This is a genomic window from Nocardia sp. BMG51109 (assembly GCF_000526215.1).
Lineage (GTDB): Bacteria > Actinomycetota > Actinomycetes > Mycobacteriales > Mycobacteriaceae > Nocardia.
This window is the reverse complement of sequence record NZ_JAFQ01000004.1, coordinates 7,105,038-7,123,661: the sequence shown is the minus strand read 5'-3', so window position 1 is coordinate 7,123,661 and position 18,624 is coordinate 7,105,038. Positions and strand designations below refer to the sequence as shown.

Below are 18,624 nucleotides of genomic sequence, written 5' to 3'. Positions count from 1 at the left end.
CGGTCCTGGTCAGTCGGTGCGCAGTACGTAGCCGATGCCGCGCACGGTGTGGATGATGCGGGCCTCGCCGGTGGATTCCAGTTTGCGCCGCAGGTAGCCGACGAAGACGTCGACGACGTTGGTGTCGGTGTCGAAGTTGTAGCCCCACACGGTGTCGAGCAGTTGTTCGCGGGTCTGTACCGCGTCGTGGTGCGTCGCCAGCACATCCAGTAGTTCGTATTCGCGGCGGGTGAGTTCCAGGTCGCGGCCCGAGCGCCGTACGCGGCGTCCGGCGCGGTCGATGTGCAGCGTGCCGAGGGTGAGCGGTTCGGTGCGGCCGGGGTCGGGCCGGTCGGTCCGGTGGCGGCGCAGCAACGCCTGCAGGCGGGCGGTGAGTTCGTCGAAGACGAACGGTTTGACCAGGTAGTCGTCGGCCCCGGCTTGCAGGCCCATGATCCGGTCGTCGGGGGCGCTGTGGGCGCTGAGCACGCAGATCGGGACGTCGTTACCGACGGCGCGCAGGGCGGTGATCACGCCGAGGCCGCTCAGCCGCGGCATCTGCATGTCCAGCACGATCGCGTCGGGATCGCGCTCGGTGCACAGCCGGATCGCCTGGTCGCCGTCGCCGGCGGTCAGTACCTCGAAGCCGGACAGTTCGAGGCCGCGCTGCAGCGATTCGCGCACGTTGGCGTCGTCGTCGACGACGAGCACCCGATGCCCGGCGCGGGTATCGGTCGGCGGTGACACGCGAACTCCTCGAAGTAGGTGTTGGGCGCGGCTGATCTGCGCTGGTTGCGGCACGGTAACAGTGTGACGCGCGATGCGGCGGTGCCGGTGTGGAGACGATGAGGAAACGATGAGAGTCGTTGAACCGTGGGCGGATCCGGCCGTAACCTGCCACTGCCGACGCTACGGAGGTTCGTTTTGGCGTTCGTCACCGGATGGACCCGCCTGTTCCCGTTCATCGCCGCCGCGGTCGTGGCGTGTGTGGGTGGGTGCGCACCCGACGCCGATGTCACGGCACCGACGACCACAGTGCGGATCCCACCCGACCCGGCGTTGCCGGGAACGGTGTCGGCGGTCGGGCCGACCGACGTGGCGGTCGATATCGGCACCGCCCGCCCCGTGATCGTGAAGCTGGCCGGAGTTGCCGCTGTCGACTGCGGTCCCGGTGGCAGCGAGGCGTTTGCAGCCGGTTTGCGGGAGCTTGCGCCGGTCGGTGCGGCGGTGGTGCTGGTGCGTTCGAACGGCCCGGCGCACCCCGGTCAGGATCTCGCCGCCTTCGTTCATACGAGCGGTCGTCCGGGAGATCGCACGGTGTCCGGTGCGAGTATCAACGAACAGCTCGTCGTGTCCGGACGTGCTCGCATCGATCCCCCGGTAGACCATTCGGTCACGGCCGCCCCCGTCGAAGATCAGATCACTGAAGGGGCCGCGTCCGTTCCGGAGCCCGACCGCGACTATCGCGGCGTGCTGGCCGAGACGGAAACCCGGGCATGGCAGACACGGACCGGGCCGATCGGTGTCTGCGCGGCCCGGCAGGACGAACTCGACCGCAGCCGCGAGACCACCACCGCACCCGCACCCGGCATTGAATCGCCGCCCGTCACGAGCGCACCGCCCTCTCGCCTGCACATCGAGATCACCGTCCAGCCCCCGCCGCGCCGGCGCCCGTGCGAGCTGATCGACCGTTGCTGACCACGGACGGAAAAGGGTTCACCGCAGCCGAGCCCGCCCGAAGGTGTGACTCGGCTGCGTGGCCATTCGGACCTGGCTCAGCGCAGGAACGGGTGGCCGGGAACCCCCGGCAGACCCCATCCCAGGCCGGGAAGCAGGCCCAGACCCGGTGCGCCGAGATCGGCCGACCCGCTGCGAGGCACGAACACCCCCGGCCCGGGCACTCCGATCCCCGGACCCGGATCGACCACCGGCTCGGCCCGCGGCACGACCACCCCTGGCCCGTCGACACCGACGCCGGGTCCGGGATCGGCCGGCAGCGACTGGTCCACACCCGGTCCCGGCACACCGACGCCCAGGCCCGGATCGGTATCCGGGCGCGGTACGACGACTCCCGGTCCGGGCACTCCGATCCCCGGGCCGGGATCGACCGCGGAAGCGGTCCCGGCCGATACCGCCAGCGGGACGGCCGCCAGTGCACCGGCCACCGCGACGCGTACCGCGAGCCCGCGAACGGAATTGCGTTGCATTCGGTTCCTCATATCCAGATGTCCTTTCATGGATCCAGTCCTCCGCAAACAAGAAATTTGATCGACGGAATATTCGTGCCGGAAAAGCGAAGGACTGTCCCCACGGTAGGAATGGACAGGCCGTGACGACAAGCATGTAGCCAGTTCTCTCACCGACTGCTCATCTTTTCATCGTTCCTTCACCGAAACGCGCCACGGCCGGATACGTCCGGCGCGCTCGCACATGAAATCTGCCGCTCACCAGGAGAACTGCGGCGGTAGGGGGCGGTGCGCTTTTTCCGATCAGGCGGCCTCGGGGCAGTGTTACGGCGATTTCGGTGCCTGGTGATGAGAATTCGGTGAGGAACGGTACCGCCGTGCCGCGTCCGCCTGGTCGCCGAATTAATCTCGCTGGAGAACCATCGCGTCGGACGCGAAGAAAACCAACAACCAGTTGCCCCCTCGAGGAGAAACTCAATGCATGCACGTCGCTTATCGCGTCGTTCGCTGACCGCGGCGGCCGCGGTCCTGCTCACGGTGACCGGGTACGTCTCCGCGGCGTCGGCCACGCCGGAACCCGGAGACCGGCGGCCGAACGTGGTGATGATCCTGACCGACGACCTGGACGCAGTCACCACCCCGGTGTGGCAGGCGATGCCACGCACCGCAGCACTGATCCGCGACCGCGGCGTGGAGTTCACCGACGGCTTCGCGCCGATGCCGATCTGCTGCGCGGCCCGTTCCTCGATCCTGACCGGCGAATACGGGCACAACACCGGCGTGCTCACCAACGCCGGCGAGGTCGGCGGATTCGACGCCTTCCGAGCGCAAGGCAACGAATCCCACACCATAGCCACCGCCCTGCACGATGCCGGCTACCGCACCGGCATGGCCGGAAAATACCTCAACGGTCTCGAACACGACCCCGGCCACATCCCGCCCGGCTGGGACGACTGGAACGCCGGAGTCGACAACTTCCTGTACTCCGGCTACAACTACACCCTCAACGAGAACGGCACCCTCGTGAAATACGGTGCGGCACCGGCCGATTACGAAACCGACGTGATCCGCGCCAAGTCCGAACGGTTCCTCACCGCCGCCGCCGCCTCCGGGCAGCCGTTCTTCTGGTACGCCGCCTCCACCTCCCCGCATTTCCCGATCCCGCCCGCGCCCCGCCACCTGCCCGGCACCCGGCCCACCCCCGCACCGCAGTCACCGAACTATCAAGAACCGGACGTGTCCGACAAACCCTCCTGGCTGATCGACACCGCGCAGGCGCGGGCCGCGACCATCGCCGCGACCAACGACATCGACTACACCAACCGGCTCGGCGCTCTCGAATCACTCGATGAGATGGTCGCCGGTATCGTCGACACCCTCGCCCGCACCGGCGAACTCGACAACACCTACCTGATCTTCACCTCCGACAACGGCTACAGCCTCGGCGCCCACCGCCTCACCCAGAAAATGGCCCCCTACGAAGAATCGATGCGGGTGCCGCTCGCGATCGCCGGCCCCGGCATCCGGCCCGGCCGCAGCGACGCCACAGCCCTGTCGATCGATCTCGCGCCCACCCTCTTCGACTGGGCGAACATCCCGATCCCCGAGCAGGTCGACGGCCGGTCCCTGACCCCCGTACTGTCCGGCGACACCACCGGGTGGCGCACCGATTTCGCCGCCGAATACGGCGGCCCCGGCGGCACCGGCCGCAACGGAATCACCCAGGAACAAGTCCCCGGCACCGACACCCCGGCCATGTACGCACTCGACATGCCCTCCTGGAGCGCCGTGCGCACACACCGGTACCTCTACGTGCGCTGGTACGACCGAGAACGCCCCCTCGACCAGCGCGAATACGAACTCTACGACCTGCACGCCGACCCCTACCAGCTCACCAACCTCATCAAAACCCCCCAAGGGCGCGCCGCCCACGCCGACATCGTCACCGACCTCGACCACCGCCTCGGCGAACTGACCACCTGCACCGGACGCTCATGCCGTTGACATCGTCACCTCCACAGACCCCACCGCGAACGCACCGTCAACCCGAAGAACACGCTACGAACCCGCTCGCCGGAACCGTGGCCCGGACCCGGCGTGAGTCGGGCGCAATCCGCGCCGACGATAATGCAGGACTCCGCACCGTAATTGCGCCGGCCGGGTGAGCCTCGGCGGCGGAAACCGGCCAGCACCGATCCAAACAGGCCGCCGAAACACCTCGCACCCATGCTCGCTGAGTAGCCGCTTACCGAACGGTTCTCCGCTGCCCGTAACCGGTATAAGCCGTGCTGAGGTTCACCCCGGGTTGTGGACACCGAGTTGACAGGATGACCGATCCTGTTGAATGGATGTCTGCATGCCTCCTCACGAGCGCCGGTCGTTCCCGGCCGAGTAGAAAGTTGAGGCTGCGCATCGGGTGATCGATTCGGGTCGCACGGTCGCTGAAGTGTCCCGTGAGCTGGGTGTTCACGAGAGTTTGCTCGGTAGGTGGGGGAAAGACGAGCGGCGCGGGATCGCTGCGGCCGAGGTGCACGGTGAGAAGCCCGTGGATGCGGCTGAGGGGGCCGCATTGCTGAGGCTCCGAAGGCAAGTCAGCGAGCTGGAGAAGGACAACGCGTTCCTCTCGAAAGCTTCGGTGTACTGTGCCGCGATGCAGCAGAACCGGCCCGGTTCGATCCGATGGCCGGGTACGCCGGCCCCGGCGACATCGCCCGTAGGGCCGGCACGAGTGCGCCCCAGGGGCAACGGTTCTCGATCGCCCGGATGGCTCGGCTGCTGAAGGTATCGAGGTCCGGTTGCTACCTGCACGTGAAACGCGGGGCGGCAACCACTCGCACGCCGCGCCGGCAGCGGCGCGCGGACCTGGCGGTGAAGATCCTGGATGTGCATGCCGATGCCGGCCACACCTACGGGTCCCCGCGGATCACCGGCGAGCTGCGCGAGCGCGGTGAGGTCGTGAACCACGAGACCGTCGCGGAGATCATGGCCGGAATCGGGATCGAGGGCATCAGCCCGCGCACGTTCAAGGTCCGCACGACCGTGGTGGATCCGGCCGCGTCGTTCCCGCCGGATCTGGTCTGCCGCGTGTTCGATCAGGGCCGCCCCGATGCGGTGTGGATCACCGATTTCACGTATTCGGCCTGCGGTGAAGGCGACATGTTCTGATGTGCCATCCGGGACGGGCGTACCCGGCGGGTACTCGGGCACGCGGTGGCCGATCACATCGGCGCCGGCGTGGTCACCGCGGCGATCGAGCAGGCCGTCGCCGTGCGCGGCGGTCAGGTCGCTGACACCTACGGCTTGGCCGACAAGATGATCGGAGGTCCGGCCGGTGCTCCGGAGTCCGGCACCCCCGCATAGTCGGGCAGTTCGACGCCGTTGATCGCGCGCTGGATCAGGTCGGTGAACCATTCGCTCTCGTAATCGATATCCGGTTCCGGGACGTCGCGGCTGCGCACATGCAACCGGCCGATTTCCTGGTTGGCCTCGACGAACGAGCGCATCCGCGCCTCGTAGGCGGCGAACCCGGCTTCGGGGTCCCACCCGGCGGCGGCCAGCTCTCCGGCCAGCAGGTAGGCGCCGACCAGGGCCAGCCCGGTGCCCGCTCCGGACATCGGCGACGAGCTGAACGCCGCGTCCCCGAGCAGTCCCACCCGCCCGCTCGACCAGCGGTCCATCACCACCTGGGCGACCTGGTCGAGGTAGAAGTCCGGGGTCTCGTCGAGATGCGCGAGGATGTCCGGGGTCCGCCAGCCCAGACCGGTCATCCGCTCGCGCAGCAGGCGCTTCTGTGCCGCGACGTCGCGGTAGTCGACCTCGAAATCGTCTGCGGGGAAGGAGAACATGGCCATCGCCCGGGTGGGGTCGGGGATGGGCCGGAGGCCGGCGGAGCGCCCGGACTCCTGGAAGTCGATCAGCCAGCGGTCCAGCCCGAACTCGTTGGGCACACTGTAGAAGGCCAGCACCAGGCCGAGGTGGCGGACGAACCGCTCGTGCGGCCCGAAAACCATTGCCCGCAGCGACGAATGCAACCCGTCCGCCCCGACCACCAGACCGAAGCGCCGCCGGTCGCCACCCTCGAAGACCACGTCGACCCCGTCCGCGTCCTGGGTGAGTTCGGCGATCCGGTCGCCGAAGATGTACTCGACGCTGTCGCGGGTGTCGTCCTAGAGCACCTGGGACAGGTCACCGCGCAGGATCTCGATCTCCGCGATGTACCCGTCACCGCCGTCGTCCTCGGCACGGTAGGTCTCGAGGACATTCCCGCCTGCGTCCACGGTGTACGCGCCGGCGGTCTCGGTGCGGGCCGCGCGCACCGGCGCGTCCAGTCCCATCCGCCCGATGACCTCCTTGGCCACCCCGCGTGCATCCACCGCCTGCCCACCCGGACGCAGCGCGGGAGCCCGCTCCACCACGGTCACCTCGGCTCCGCGCCGACGCAGCCAGTGGGCCAGCGCGGGCCCCGCGATGCTCGCCCCCGCCACCAGCACCCTGGGGCCGCCCACCCGCGCACCGGTCCGGATCGTGTGCTCCTGTCGGGAGTCGTCGGCGTTCATCAGTGCCTCCATATGTTTCTCCCGCACGGGAACGGTTCCGGTACAGGCCACCGCTGTCGGTGTATCCAGCGGTATCGACGGTGGGGCAACACGAAATTCATCGGTGCGGCCGAAGTTCGTGTCCACGCTCCTGAACTCGGTTAAGAATGCACCGTCGCAGATACCCTGTGCCGGAAGCCATGTGGGCCGCCAGGATGTAGTGCGATCGTCCGGCACGGGGACGGCTTCGGCATCCTTGCCCGGGGGTGGGCAAAGGTGGTCGAGGTGCGGCTCAGACCACGGGGATGATGCCGCCGTCGACCCGGAACTGCGCGCCGGTAAGCCATTTGGCGCGGCCGGAGGCGAGGAACGCGATCATCTCCGCGACGTCCTCGGGCTCGCCGGAGCGCCCCATCGGAACCTTCAGGTGGTCGACGATCCGCTGTTCGACGTCGTCGATGCCGATGCCCTGACTGTCGGCCATCTGTTGCAGATGAGCGACCGCTCCCTCGGTCACGACGAAGCCCGGCAGCACGCACACCACGCGTACACCGTGCCCGCCCACCGCTGTCGCCAACTCGCGGCTGTAGACGTTGAGTGCTGCTTTCGCCGCGGCGTACGACGCCTCGCCGGGTTGCGGGAGGTGGCTGGCGATGGAGGAGACGTGCACCACGACACCGCTGCCACGCTCGACCATCCCGGGAACCAGTGCCCGGTCGAGACGGACGGCGCTGAGCAGGTTCATCTCGAGATCGGCGAGCCAGGATGCGTCGGACCGTCCCAGGGTCGGCATCGGCCCGGTCGCGGCTCCGGCATTGTCGACCAGGACATCGACACCTCCGACGCTGTCCAGCACCTGCCTGCCGAGTTCCGCCACTCCCGCCTCCGACCGCAGGTCGGCGGGAATGAAGGTAGCGGGTAAGTCTTCAGGGGGTGCGGTTCGTGCGGCCGTCAGTACCGTGGCTCCGGCGGCGGCGAAGCGACGGGCCGTCGCTTCCCCCAGACCTCGGCTACCGCCGGTAACCAGCACCCGCAGCCCGGCGAGCCCCTCGTGCTCGAACGTCATGGCGGCCTCTTTCAGTAAGGTGAACCCGACTCCGGAAACTGTACACATAACCGGAGTCCGGTTCACATTAGGGGGAGGATCGTTGCCCTCACCACGTCCTTTGTGCGCCGATGCCCGCCGCAACCGGGAAGCGTTGTCGACCGCGGCGCGCGCGGCGCTGCTCGCCGACGGTGACGCCGCCCATGTGGAGGAGATCGCTCACCGGGTCGGTGTCTCCGTCGGCACCCTGTACCGATACTTCGACGGGGGAAGCGCTCATCGCGGAGGTGTATCGCCACGAATAGCTCACCGCGGGTGCATTGGGCTGCGCGCCCTCGGCGGCATCTGCGGAATACGCACCGCGGGATGGAAGACGACGCGGTACACATCGCCACGTTCCTGTACGACGGGTTGCGTTACGGCGCAACGAATCACGGGTCGCGATGTCCAGTGCGGCCGCCACTCGGCACTCATCGAGACGGCCGGGGACCCGAGGTGTCGGCCTTACCTTCGCTGGCTACGTCGCCACAGCCTGGAGGCCGTCCTGGACGGCGGCGTCGGGTAGGCGGGTGAGGCGGGACTTCATGTCGAGGCGGCGGCGGGAGCGCACGGTGTGGGCGGCCAGGACGGCGATGATGGCCCACTGGACCGGGTTCATCAGGGCTACCGTCACCGAGATGGGGAGGCTGAAGATCAGGATCGTGAGCACGGCCGCGTCCAGGGTCAGGCCCGCGCCCCATACCGCGGTCGACAGGCGGAAGGCTCGGCGGACCTCGGAATCGGTGTCCCACAGGGTGTTCCACTGCGCTGCTGTGTCGGGGGCGTGCATGCGCTGGGCCAGACCGAACATGGCCGGGCGGCCGAATCGGCAGCTGGCCAGCAGGAGGACGCCGATGACGCCGGACGAGATCGGATCCTTCAGCAGCATCATGCGGCCGTCGCCGTCGTACAGGGCCAAGGCGAGGCCGAGCAGGTGAGGGCGAATGCGAAGGCGGCGAGCCCGTCCCTCTTCCGTCGTACGGCCGCCAAACCGGCCGCCCACGCTCCCGATACGAGCGTCGAGTACAGGAGCGCCTTGCAGTCGGTGTAGCCGAGCGCGGTGAGCAGGTGGTAGGTGGCGGGGGACAGGCCGATACTCGCCGCCGCGACGAGCAGGCCGGGCAGGCGGGACGGGTGCTGCGTTCGGGCGGAATCGGTTGGGGTCGTGGTTGTTTCGATTATCGGGTTTCTCCTGGGCGGTCTGCGAAGGTATCCCGAACGGTATTCGCGGACGGCCGCCGGGCACTTGGGCGCGCGGGTGGAGATATCGGTCTCCACCCGGGGGTCGATTCGAGTGCCGGGTGCCTGCGGCGAGGATGGTGATGACACCGAGACACGGCGGAGGACAGGTGCTGCTGGAGCAGACCCGGCGGGCTCAGCACGAACACGCCCGGGCCGCGGCCCTGGACGAGCGCGCCCGCATCGCGCGCGAGAGGCACGACGTCCTCGCGCACTCGCTCGGCGCGCTGGTGGTCCAGTTGGAGGCCGCCGAGGGGCTGCTCGGCGAGAAGGGCGACGCCCAGGGCGCGCCGGCCCGGCTGCGGCAGTCACGCCGGCTCGCCGAAACGAGCCCGGCCACAGCGGTTCTCGTGTTGACGACCTATGCCGACGACGAATCCGTCGCCGGTGCGCTGCGGGCCGGTGCGCGCGGATATCTGACCAAGGACGCCGGCCGTGTGCAGATCGCCGCGGCCATCCGGGCGGCGGCCGCGGGCCAGTCGACCTTCGACGCCACGGTGTCGCAGCGGCCGGTGGCCGCGCTGTCCACTCCGGCGCAGCCGCGTCCGGCCGGGCACGGGGCCCGGCCGGACGGCTTGACCGGCCGCGAGGCCGAGGTGATCGGCCTGATCGGATGGGGCTCAGCAATCCGGAGATCGCCGCGGCCCTGGTCGTGGAGGAGACGACGGTCAAGACGCACATCAACAACGCGTTCGCGAAGATCGGTGCCCGCAACCGCGCCGACGCGGTCCGCTACGCCTACCGCCACGGCCTCGCCGAACCGGACTGAAACAGCCTGGGCCCGTTGTTAACCCGTCATCTTCGCGGCGAAGTCGGGGTTGGCCTGCAGCCAGGCGTCGATGGCCTTGTCCTCGTTGCCGGAACCGGCGTTCTGGATCTCGTTCTCCAGCGTGCCCAACTGCTCGTCGGTCATCTTGAAGTTCTTCAGCCAGCCGGTGACCTCGGAGTTGTCGCCCGCCCACTTCTTGTTGGCGAGGACGTGGATCTTCTCCGCCTGGCCGAACGCGCCCTGCGGATCGGCGAGCGGCTTGATCGGGAACTTGGTGTAGGCCCAGTGCGGCTTCCACAGCGTCACGACGACGGGCTTCTGCGAGTCGATGCTCTTCTGCAGCGTGGTCAGCATCGCGGGCGTCGACGACTCGGTGAGCTTGTAGTCGTTGGTCAGGTTGTAGGCCGGCATGACCTTCTCCTTGACGGTCGTCATCTCGCCGGCGCCGGGCTCGATGCCCACGACCTGCTTGTCGAACTTGTCGGCCTTACCGGCGAGGTCGGCGAGCGAGTTGACGTCGGAGACGAAGTTCGGCACCGCGAGCTGCAGCGACGCGTTGTCGTACCAGGTGGACACGTCCTCGAGCTTGTCGCCGTACTGATCCCAGTACTTGCCGTGGGTATCGGGCAGCCAGCCGTCCAGGAACAGGTCCGGGTCGTTGGAGCCGCCCTTGGCCAGGCCGGCGAACAGCGGGCCGGCGTCGGCCTGCACCAGCTTGACCGTGTAGCCCTTCTCCTCCAGCAGGTGTTTCCACAGGTGGGTGGCGGCGACATCCTCGTCCCACGGAAGCCAGCCGATGGTGATTTCCTTGTCGTTGCTGCTACTGCAACCGACCAGCGCGCCACCGACGGCCAGTATGGCCGCCGCGGCCGCTATCAGACGATGCAGTTTCTTACCACGTCGCACGATTCGTGTTCCTTCCGTTGGACACCCGGATATAGTGAGGCCGCGCCCGGCCGATTCGGTCAATTGCTCTGCCTGATCAATTGCCTCTGCCTGATCAATTGCTCTGCGCCGCCGTTCTTTCCGCTCGCGCGACGGCCGACCGATTCGTCAGTGCCGACGTGAGCCGATCGAGGTAGATCGCGAGAATCACGACACCGAGGCCGCCCTCGAACCCGGCGGCGATGTCGACGTGGGAAATCGCCTCGTAGACGGTGCCGCCGAGGCCGCCCGCGCCGACCATGCCGGCGATGACCACCATCGACAGGCTGAGCATGATGATCTGGTTGATGCCTGCCATGACGGTGGGCAGCGCGAGCGGGAACTGGATGCGGAACAGGATCGACCGCGGCGTGGCGCCGAATGCCTCACCGGCCTCGACCATTTCCGGATCCACCTGCCGGATGCCGAGTTCGGTGAGCCGCACGCCCGGCGCCATCGCGAACACCACGGTGGCCACGACGCCCGGCACGGTTCCCAGGCCGAAGAAGAAGATGCCCGGAATCAGGTACACGAACGGCGGCAGGGTCTGCATGAAGTCGAGAACCGGCCGGACCACCTGGCTGACCCGCTGATTCTTCGCCGCGGCGATGCCGAGCGGGATCGCGATGACGACGATGATGACGCTGGCAACGATCACCAGCGACAGCGAACTCGCCGCCTCGGACCACAGGTCCATATTGTCCAGCACCCAGAGCGCGATCACGGAGAACAGCGCGAACTGCCAGCTGCGCACCAGCCAGGCCAGAGCGGCCATAACCAGGATTATCACGGTGTGGTCCGGCAGCAGTGCGATCGTGCCGGCGTCGCCGGGCAGCGTCAGGACCGGACCCGGGAGGTCGACCGAGAAATCGAGCACCGTGGTCAGGTTGTCGATGCACCAGCCCAATACGGTGGTGATGAAGTCGAACAGCCATTGGATGTTGTCGTTGAGCTCGGTGACGATCCAGTCGAAGGCCTTGCCGATATTGATGTGACCGGATTCGGCGAGCAGGAGCTCACGCCTCATCGTCGTTCCCCTCCGCGTCGGTGCCGGTAGCGCTCGCGGCGGCGTCGTCCGCCGTACCGCCGTTGGTGTGGTGACTGTCCGGACGGCCGTCCGGATCGGTACCGCCACCGAACGCGGTGAGCAGTGCGGTGCGCGGAATGACACCGACGAGCTGGTCGTGATCGACGACGGCGAGCGGCAGGCTGCTGGCGGCGGCCGGAGCCGCCAGCTCGGCCAGGACGGTGCCCGGTCCGACCCGGGCGACCTCCGTATCGATCAGGCCGTCCAGGGTGGTCGCCTTCGTCTTGACCGCATCGCTGATCGCGTCGGCGAGGACCGCCCCGGCCAACCGGCGGTCGGGTCCGAGCACGAATGCCGCGCCCGTATCGCCGTCCTGCATGGTGCGCAGCGCGGCCTGCGGTGCGGAGTCGGCGGTCACCACGGCGCGTGGCTCCGACATGACCGAGGAGGCGGTGAGCACGCGGGAGCGGTCGACATCGCTGGTGAACTGGGCGACATAGTCGTCGGCCGGGCTCTCCAGGATCTCCGCCGCGGTGCCGATCTGGACGATCCGGCCCGAACGCATCATCGCGATCCGGTCGCCGATGCGCATAGCCTCGTTCAGGTCGTGGGTAATGAACACGATGGTCTTGCCGAGGCGCTGCTGAAGTTCCAGCAGCTGGGTCTGCATATCGCGCCGGATCAGCGGGTCCAGCGCGCTGAACGCCTCGTCCATGAGCAGGATGTCGGTCTCCGCGGCGAGTGCGCGGGCCAATCCGACGCGCTGGCGCATACCGCCCGACAGCTGTCCGGGCAGCTTGTCCTCCCAGCCGGTCAGGCCGACCATGTCGAGGGCCTGCTGGGCGCGTTCGCGGCGCTCGCCCGTCGGGACACCCTGGACCTCCAGCCCGTACGCCGCGTTGTCGAGCACCGTGCGGTGCGGGAACAGGGCGAAGTGCTGAAAGACCATGCTGACCCGGCGCTGGCGCATCGCGCGCAGTTCGCTCGCGGACATGGCGGTGATGTCGGTGCCGTCGATCTCCACGGTTCCGGCGGTCGGGATGAGCAGCCCGTTGAGCGTTCTGATCAGGGTCGATTTACCGGAGCCGGACAGGCCCATGACGACGAAGATCTCGCCGGGTTCGACCGCGAAGGTGGCGTCGATGACGGCGGGCGTGACACCGGATGCGCGGATCTGTTCGTCGGGGACTCCCTCGGCAAGGTCGCGCGCGGCCTGGTGGGCCCGCTTGCCGAAGATCTTGTAAACACCTGAGGCTCTGACGGCTGGCACGATCTCCTCTTGTCCCGCGTCGTTCGCACGTACGGTGCGAACTTAGGCCAATTCTGATGTGCGCGTTGTCGTTCGTGCGCCGCCCGGTCAGCTGTTTCGACAGATCTTCATATTTGTTATGACCTGGATCACATCGTATCGCCATTCGTAATACTTCCGGCCGTGTCGGGGCTGAACAGTGCGTTTGCGTGTCGGTTCGGTCGTACCGAGGGCGCGGCCGTGAACTCGGTAACAGACCAAAATGTCCGTTTTCACTGTGGTTCAGATCACACTTGTCTAAGATGCATTGCCGATATATCGTCGATGGTGTCAAAGAGATGGCACGACATTATTCAGGAGGCAGCCATGGAAGACATGGAGAACATGCAGATGGGAGGCCGCGGACGTTTCCGCGGCCCGCGGCCCGGCGGCCGCGAACAGTTCCGCCGGCATCCCCGGGGCGGGCACGGTCCGCACGGTTTCGGGCCGTTCGGCCCGGAGTTCGGCCCGGGCTTCGGTCCCGGTTTCGGCCCGGGTCCCTTCGGTCGCGGCCGAGGCCGCGGCGGACGGGGCCGGCGCGGCGACGTCCGCGCCGCGATCCTGCTGTTGCTGCAGGAGCGGCCGATGCACGGCTACGAGCTGATCCAGCAGATCCGCGAGCGCAGCGAGGACGTCTGGCGTCCCAGCCCCGGGTCGATCTACCCGGCGCTGTCGCAGCTCGAGGACGAGGGCCTGGTGCTCATCGAGAAGGTCGCCGGTCGCAAGACCGCGAAGCTGACCGATGCCGGGACCGAGTACGTGCAGTCGCATCGCGACGAGCTCGGCGATCCCTGGCAGGAGGTCCGCGACGGAGTCGGCGATCAGGCGCTGGACCTGCGCGAACTGGTCGGGCAGCTGATGGGTGCGGTCGGGCAGGTGGCGCGGGCCGGCACGCCGGAGCAGGCGGCCAAGGCGGCCGAGGTCCTGACCGAGGCGCGCCGCTCGCTCTACCGGATCCTCGCCGACGACGACGCCGAGGAGTGACGCCGCGGGGAACCGGCGGCACCGCGAGACCGTGTCCCGGAGGTCTGTCCCGGTCGTTCGGGAGATGATCATGACATGGGACAACGGTGGGGCCGGTGGTCTCGGATGGCGGCACGGTGGCGGCGTGTGACGGTGACGGGTGTGCTGGTGGGTGCGCTGGCCGCGGGGGCCGGCGGGACGGGAGCGGGTGTGGCCGGGGCCCGGCCGGCATCGCCCGGGTACCGTCCGCCGGTGGTGCCGGCCGAACCGGGGCCGCCGCAGTCGGACCAGCTCGCGGCGTCCCGATATCTGAAGGAGCACCCGGATGCGGTGCCCGCCGGGGTCAACGACTTCGGCTGCCGGCCCGCTCCCGAACATCCGCGCCCGGTGATTCTGGCGCACGGCACCGACGCGTCCGCTTATGCCGACTGGGCGGCGATCGCCCCGGCGCTGGTGCGGGCGGGCTTCTGCGTCTTCGCCCCGAACTACGGCGGCACACCCGATGCGGTGGACAGCTTCGGCACCGAGGACCTGTGGCTGTCGGCGGATCAGATCGGCGAATTCGTCGGCCGGGTGCGGACCGCGACCGGTGCGGAGCGGGTCGACCTCGTCGGATTTTCGCAGGGCGCCAACGTTACTCGGTATTACGTGAACAAACTCGGCGGGGCCGCCGCGGTGGGAAACTGGGTCGGGCTGGCCTCGCCCACCTACGGCGGCGTCATGTACGGGCTGGTGCCGCTGGCCGACGCGATACCGGGCCTGTGGGGTGCGTTCGAACGGGTCACCTCGCACGCGGCGGTGCAGCAGGCCGCGGGATCGCCGTTCATGACCGACCTCAACGCCGGTGGCGACACCGTGCCCGGCGTGCGCTACACGACCGTCGCCAGCCGGGTCGACGAGATGATCCAGCCCTACACCACCATGGCCCTGCGCGGGCCCGGTGCGGACAACATCGTGCTGCAGGACGTATGCCCGGTCGACCTGACCGGGCACTTTCATCTCGTGTACGACCCGCTGGTCCGGCAACTGCTGATCAACATCCTGGACCCGGAACACGCGCGCGAGCCGGAATGCGCACCCGTGCCGCTGGGGACGGGGATTCCCGAGGTGATCCTGGGGGCACATTCCCGATAGGGGCGAACCCCGGCGAATCCGCGCCGGCGGCTTCGTAAAATCGAGACGACCGTTTCCTTCTCGCTCGGGAGTTGCCTGTGACCGTCCAGCCCGTTCGCCTGTTCGGCGATCCCGTCCTGCGCGCCCGCGCGGACGAGGTCACCACCTTCGACAGGGAACTGCGCCAGCTGGTGACCGACCTGACCGACACCATGCGCGCCAGCGGCGGCGTCGGGATGGCCGCGCCGCAGATCGGCGTCGGCCTTCGAGTGTTCGTGCACGACACCGGTGGCGGCGTGGCCGGGCATCTGGTGAATCCGGTGTACGAGGTGGTGGGCTCCGAGGAACAGACGGGAACCGAGGGCTGCCTGTCGATTCCGGGCCTGCGCTACGACGTGACCCGGGCGCTGCGCGTGCTGGCGCGCGGTGTCGATATCGACGGGGCCCCAGTGGAATTCGAGGCGGAGGGCCTGCTGGCGCGCTGCGTTCAGCACGAGACCGACCACCTCGACGGCGTGCTGTATCTCGACCGGCTCGATCCGGCAACTCGCAAGGAGGCGAAGCGCGCTGTGCGCGAATCGGAGTGGTTCACGACAGGAAAGACGGTGATGCCCGCGGCGGAGGTGTCGGCGGCCCGGATCGCGGCGGCGGAGCGGGGCCACTGATGCGGCTGGTGTTCGCCGGTACGCCCGACCCGGCGGTGCCCTCGCTGCGGCGGCTCGTGGAGTCCGACCGGCACGAGGTGGTCGCGGTGGTGACCCGCCCGGACGCGGTGGCCGGTCGCGGGCGCAAGGCGACCCGGTCGCCGGTCGGCGTCCTCGCCGACGAGTACGGCATCCCGGTCCGGTCGCCGGCCAAGCCGTCGGAACCCGAATTCGTCGAGTGGCTCACCGAACTGGCGCCGGACTGCTGTCCGGTGGTGGCCTACGGTGCGCTGCTGCCGAAGCAGGTGCTCGGTATTCCCCGGCACGGCTGGGTGAACCTGCACTTCTCGCTGCTGCCCGCCTGGCGCGGCGCCGCGCCGGTGCAGGCGGCGATCCAGGCCGGTGACGAGGTGACCGGGGCGTCCACCTTCCGCATCGAGGCCGGGCTGGACACCGGCCCGGTATTCGGGGTGGTCACCGAGAAGATCGACCTCACCGACACCGCCGGAACGCTGCTGGGCCGGCTCGCGGACAGCGGTGCGAGCCTGCTGGAATCGACCCTGGACGGGATCGAGGCCGGCGCCGTGCAGGCGGTTGCGCAGTCCGTCGACGGTGTGTCGTATGCGCCGAAGGTGGACGCGGAGACCGGTCACGTCCGCTGGGATCAACCGGCGCTGACGGTGAGCCGCCGCATCCGCGCCGTCACCCCCACACCCGGCGCCTGGACCGAGGTGGCCGGCAAGCGGCTCAAGCTCGGCCCGGTGGAGCTGGTCGAGGAGTCGCTGCCGGCCCGCACGATCGACATCCGCAAGTCGGGGGTCTACGTGGGCACCGCCACCACCGCGGTCCGCCTGAACCAGGTTCAGCCGCAGGGCAAACGCATGATGCCCGCCCTCGACTGGGCCCGCGGCGCCCGCCTGGAGCCGGGCACGGTGGTCGAGTGAGTCGCCCGAATCCCGAAGGGGGCAAGTCGAATTCCCGGGGCAGCGCTCGTGGGACGGGGCGGGCGGACGACGGTACGCCGCAGCGCGGTTCGGCCGACCGGCGCGGTGCGCGGCCGGATCGTGGTGACGGCCGTTCGGAACGTAGCGGCGGGCAACGTAGCGGTGGGCAAGGAAAAGCCGGTTCCCCGGGGCGGGCGACAGGCCGTGGTAGCGACCGTGGCTCGACATCCGGACGGGCGGACGGTCGAGCGAAGGACCGTGACCCGGCCGGTCGGCGCGGCGGTGACCGGGCAGGCCGGAACGATGGGCGGAAGTCTCCGGCCGCCGCGGTCGACGCTCCCCGGGAGGTGGCGCGCGACGTCCTGCGGGCGGTGCGGGAACGGGACGCCTATGCGAATCTCGTGCTGCCCGGGCTGCTGCGGGAACGGCGGCTGGAGGGGCGGGACGCGGCGTTCGCGACCGAGCTGGCCTACGGGGCGTGCCGGTCGCGCGGGATGCTGGACGCGGTGATCGCGGAGTGCGCGGGGCGGCCCGTGGCCGAGATCGACGGGCCGCTGCTGGACGTGCTGCGGCTCGGCGTCTACCAGCTGCTGCGTACCCGGGTCGGGGCGCATGCGGCGGTGGACACCTCGGTGGCGCTGGCGCGCGCCGAGTCCGGCCGCGGCCGGTCCGGATTCGTCAATGCCGTGCTGCGGCGGGCGGGGGAGCGGACCGCGGCGGAGTGGGTCGGCCGGCTCGCGCCGCGAGATCCCGTGGGGCACCTGGCATTCGAGTACGCGCACCCCGCATGGATCGCGCAGGCGTTCGCGGATGCGCTCGGCGCCCGGGCCGGTGAGCTGCGCGATCTGCTGGCCGCCGACGACGAGCGCCCGGCCGTCCATCTCGTGGCCCGGCCCGGTGACATCACCGCGGAGGAACTGGCCCTGGTCAGCGGGGGTGCGGAGGGCCGCTGGTCGCCGTACGCCGTCTATCTGGACGGCGGCGATCCCGGGAAACTGGAGCCGGTGCGCGAGGGCATGGCGGCCGTGCAGGACGAGGGCAGTCAGCTCGTCGCGCTGGCGCTCACCCGAGCACCGCTGACCGGGCCCGATACCGGGCGCTGGCTCGACCTGTGCGCGGGACCCGGCGGCAAGGCGGCACTGCTCGGCGCGCTCGCGGATATCGACGGCTACCGCGTCGACGCCGTCGAACAGGCCGAACACCGTGCCGAGCTGGTGCGGAAGGCGACCGGCGGGTTGCCGGTGACCGTGCACGTGACCGACGGCCGCGACAGCGGGCTGACGTCCGGCTACGACCGCGTCCTGGTCGACGCGCCCTGTACGGGCCTGGGGGCGCTGCGCCGCCGGCCCGAGGCCCGCTGGCGGCGCTCCCCGGCCGATGTGCGCGATCTCACCGTCTTGCAGCGGGAATTGCTCACGGCCGCTTGGGGTCTGCTGCGACCGGGCGGAGTGGTGGTGTATTCGACCTGCTCGCCGCACCTGCCCGAGACCGTGGCCGTGGTCGCCGACCTGGTCCGGCGCACCGGCGCCGACCAGCTCGACACCCGCGATCTGCTGCCCGGCGTCACCGATCTCGGCGACGGCCCTGCGGCGCAGCTGTGGCCGCATCGGCACGGCACCGACGCGATGTTTCTGGCCGCACTGCGCAAACCGGTGTAATATCGACCTTCGCGCTGCCGCAAGGGATTTCGAAAGCCGTCCCAAACAGACACTGCCACAAGCCATTTGCCGTCTGCGAACGTGGTGTGCGCCACGGTCCGATCGAGTCGATGCCGGGCTATGCCGGACGGGCATCGCATCGGCCGGCTCGGCACCGTGAGATCCGTCGGATTCGTCGCGATGCCGGGCGCCCGAGCCCGCGCACAGCGTCGAGCCTGCGTAGCGGCGGTACGGAGGGCTCCCGTCCGAACCGGTGACGCGGGTGCGAACC

Annotated in this window: 20 protein-coding genes and 2 pseudogenes; 12 read left to right on the top strand and 10 right to left on the bottom strand. The window is 69.2% G+C overall.

Annotation, left to right across the window (positions count from 1 at the left end; translation table 11 throughout):
• Positions 1–9 precede the first annotated feature (9 nt).
• Complete coding sequence (locus tag D892_RS0133515) at positions 10–726, bottom strand: response regulator transcription factor (RefSeq protein WP_024805435.1); 717 nt, start codon at positions 724–726, stop codon at positions 10–12.
• 177 nt (positions 727–903) lie between these two features.
• Between D892_RS0133515 and D892_RS0133510 the strand changes: the two genes are divergently transcribed.
• Positions 904–1,677: a hypothetical protein gene (locus tag D892_RS0133510; protein ID WP_024805434.1), complete on the top strand. Its 774-nt coding sequence runs from the start codon at positions 904–906 to the stop codon at positions 1,675–1,677.
• Positions 1,678–1,754: 77 nt separating this feature from the next.
• Here D892_RS0133510 and D892_RS47240 read toward each other — a convergent pair whose 3' ends face one another.
• The gene (locus tag D892_RS47240; RefSeq protein ID WP_156959795.1) at positions 1,755–2,186 is read right to left on the bottom strand and encodes a hypothetical protein; all 432 of its coding nucleotides are present in this window, start codon (positions 2,184–2,186) and stop codon (positions 1,755–1,757) included.
• A 456-nt stretch (positions 2,187–2,642) separates the two neighbouring features.
• Between D892_RS47240 and D892_RS0133495 the strand changes: the two genes are divergently transcribed.
• From D892_RS0133495 to D892_RS42745, 3 genes and pseudogenes are all read left to right on the top strand, one after another.
• Positions 2,643–4,169 carry a sulfatase-like hydrolase/transferase gene (locus D892_RS0133495; protein WP_024805433.1) on the top strand — a complete coding sequence of 509 codons (1,527 nt, stop codon included), beginning with the start codon at positions 2,643–2,645 and terminating at the stop codon, positions 4,167–4,169.
• A gap of 403 nt (positions 4,170–4,572) precedes the next feature.
• Positions 4,573–4,944, top strand: a pseudogene (locus D892_RS49850) (transposase); the annotation flags it as partial.
• Positions 4,845–5,330: an IS3 family transposase gene (locus tag D892_RS42745; protein WP_051499254.1), complete on the top strand. Its 486-nt coding sequence runs from the start codon at positions 4,845–4,847 to the stop codon at positions 5,328–5,330. The pseudogene D892_RS49850 and the gene D892_RS42745, both read left to right, overlap by 100 nt.
• A gap of 128 nt (positions 5,331–5,458) precedes the next feature.
• Here D892_RS42745 and D892_RS42740 read toward each other — a convergent pair whose 3' ends face one another.
• From D892_RS42740 to D892_RS48900, 4 genes are all read right to left on the bottom strand, one after another.
• A complete protein-coding gene (locus D892_RS42740; protein ID WP_255360308.1) occupies positions 5,459–6,304 on the bottom strand; it encodes an FAD-dependent monooxygenase in 846 nt (281 codons plus the stop codon).
• 27 nt (positions 6,305–6,331) lie between these two features.
• On the bottom strand, positions 6,332–6,733 hold the full coding sequence (locus D892_RS48905; protein WP_232236227.1) for an FAD-dependent monooxygenase: 402 nt from the start codon (positions 6,731–6,733) through the stop codon (positions 6,332–6,334).
• Positions 6,734–6,992: 259 nt separating this feature from the next.
• A complete protein-coding gene (locus D892_RS0133480) occupies positions 6,993–7,766 on the bottom strand; it encodes an oxidoreductase (RefSeq protein ID WP_024805432.1) in 774 nt (257 codons plus the stop codon).
• Between the two features lie 88 nt (positions 7,767–7,854).
• Entirely contained in the window at positions 7,855–8,025 is a 171-nt protein-coding gene (locus tag D892_RS48900; protein ID WP_232236226.1) for a hypothetical protein, read from the bottom strand.
• Here D892_RS48900 and D892_RS49845 point away from each other — a divergent pair.
• Entirely contained in the window at positions 7,951–8,310 is a 360-nt protein-coding gene (locus D892_RS49845; protein WP_369801847.1) for a TetR family transcriptional regulator, read from the top strand. The genes D892_RS48900 and D892_RS49845 overlap by 75 nt on opposite strands.
• On the opposite strand, the gene D892_RS0133475 is transcribed toward D892_RS49845, so the two are convergent.
• On the bottom strand, positions 8,263–8,787 hold the full coding sequence (locus tag D892_RS0133475; protein ID WP_304413536.1) for a VC0807 family protein: 525 nt from the start codon (positions 8,785–8,787) through the stop codon (positions 8,263–8,265). The genes D892_RS49845 and D892_RS0133475 overlap by 48 nt on opposite strands.
• Positions 8,788–9,100: 313 nt before the next feature.
• Between D892_RS0133475 and D892_RS49840 the strand changes: the two are divergent.
• Both D892_RS49840 and D892_RS49835 read left to right on the top strand, forming a co-directional pair.
• Positions 9,101–9,292, top strand: a pseudogene (locus D892_RS49840) (histidine kinase); the annotation flags it as partial.
• A 344-nt stretch (positions 9,293–9,636) separates the two neighbouring features.
• Complete coding sequence (locus tag D892_RS49835) at positions 9,637–9,792, top strand: response regulator transcription factor (RefSeq protein ID WP_369801846.1); 156 nt, start codon at positions 9,637–9,639, stop codon at positions 9,790–9,792.
• Between the two features lie 18 nt (positions 9,793–9,810).
• On the opposite strand, the gene D892_RS0133455 is transcribed toward D892_RS49835, so the two are convergent.
• The 3 genes from D892_RS0133455 to D892_RS0133445 all read right to left on the bottom strand — a co-directional run bounded on the left by D892_RS0133455 (position 9,811) and on the right by D892_RS0133445 (position 13,013).
• Entirely contained in the window at positions 9,811–10,698 is an 888-nt protein-coding gene (locus tag D892_RS0133455) for a glycine betaine ABC transporter substrate-binding protein (RefSeq protein ID WP_024805429.1), read from the bottom strand.
• Between the two features lie 94 nt (positions 10,699–10,792).
• Positions 10,793–11,743: a proline/glycine betaine ABC transporter permease gene (locus tag D892_RS0133450; RefSeq protein ID WP_024805428.1), complete on the bottom strand. Its 951-nt coding sequence runs from the start codon at positions 11,741–11,743 to the stop codon at positions 10,793–10,795.
• A complete protein-coding gene (locus D892_RS0133445; protein ID WP_024805427.1) occupies positions 11,733–13,013 on the bottom strand; it encodes a glycine betaine/L-proline ABC transporter ATP-binding protein in 1,281 nt (426 codons plus the stop codon). Before D892_RS0133445 ends, D892_RS0133450 begins: the two co-directional genes overlap by 11 nt.
• Before the next feature lie 354 nt (positions 13,014–13,367).
• Between D892_RS0133445 and D892_RS0133440 the strand changes: the two genes are divergently transcribed.
• The 5 genes from D892_RS0133440 to D892_RS0133420 all read left to right on the top strand — a co-directional run bounded on the left by D892_RS0133440 (position 13,368) and on the right by D892_RS0133420 (position 18,353).
• Positions 13,368–14,015, top strand: a complete 648-nt coding sequence (locus tag D892_RS0133440) for a PadR family transcriptional regulator (protein ID WP_369801845.1) — start codon at positions 13,368–13,370, stop codon at positions 14,013–14,015.
• Between the two features lie 105 nt (positions 14,016–14,120).
• Positions 14,121–15,128, top strand: a complete 1,008-nt coding sequence (locus D892_RS0133435) for an alpha/beta fold hydrolase (protein WP_024805425.1) — start codon at positions 14,121–14,123, stop codon at positions 15,126–15,128.
• A gap of 77 nt (positions 15,129–15,205) precedes the next feature.
• Positions 15,206–15,772 (top strand): peptide deformylase, encoded by a 567-nt coding sequence (def, locus tag D892_RS0133430; RefSeq protein WP_024805424.1) that lies wholly within the window; start codon positions 15,206–15,208, stop codon positions 15,770–15,772.
• On the top strand, positions 15,772–16,695 hold the full coding sequence (gene fmt / locus D892_RS0133425) for a methionyl-tRNA formyltransferase (protein ID WP_024805423.1): 924 nt from the start codon (positions 15,772–15,774) through the stop codon (positions 16,693–16,695). Before def ends, fmt begins: the two co-directional genes overlap by 1 nt.
• 347 nt (positions 16,696–17,042) lie before the next feature.
• Positions 17,043–18,353 carry an RsmB/NOP family class I SAM-dependent RNA methyltransferase gene (locus D892_RS0133420; RefSeq protein ID WP_024805422.1) on the top strand — a complete coding sequence of 437 codons (1,311 nt, stop codon included), beginning with the start codon at positions 17,043–17,045 and terminating at the stop codon, positions 18,351–18,353.
• Positions 18,354–18,624 lie beyond the last annotated feature (271 nt).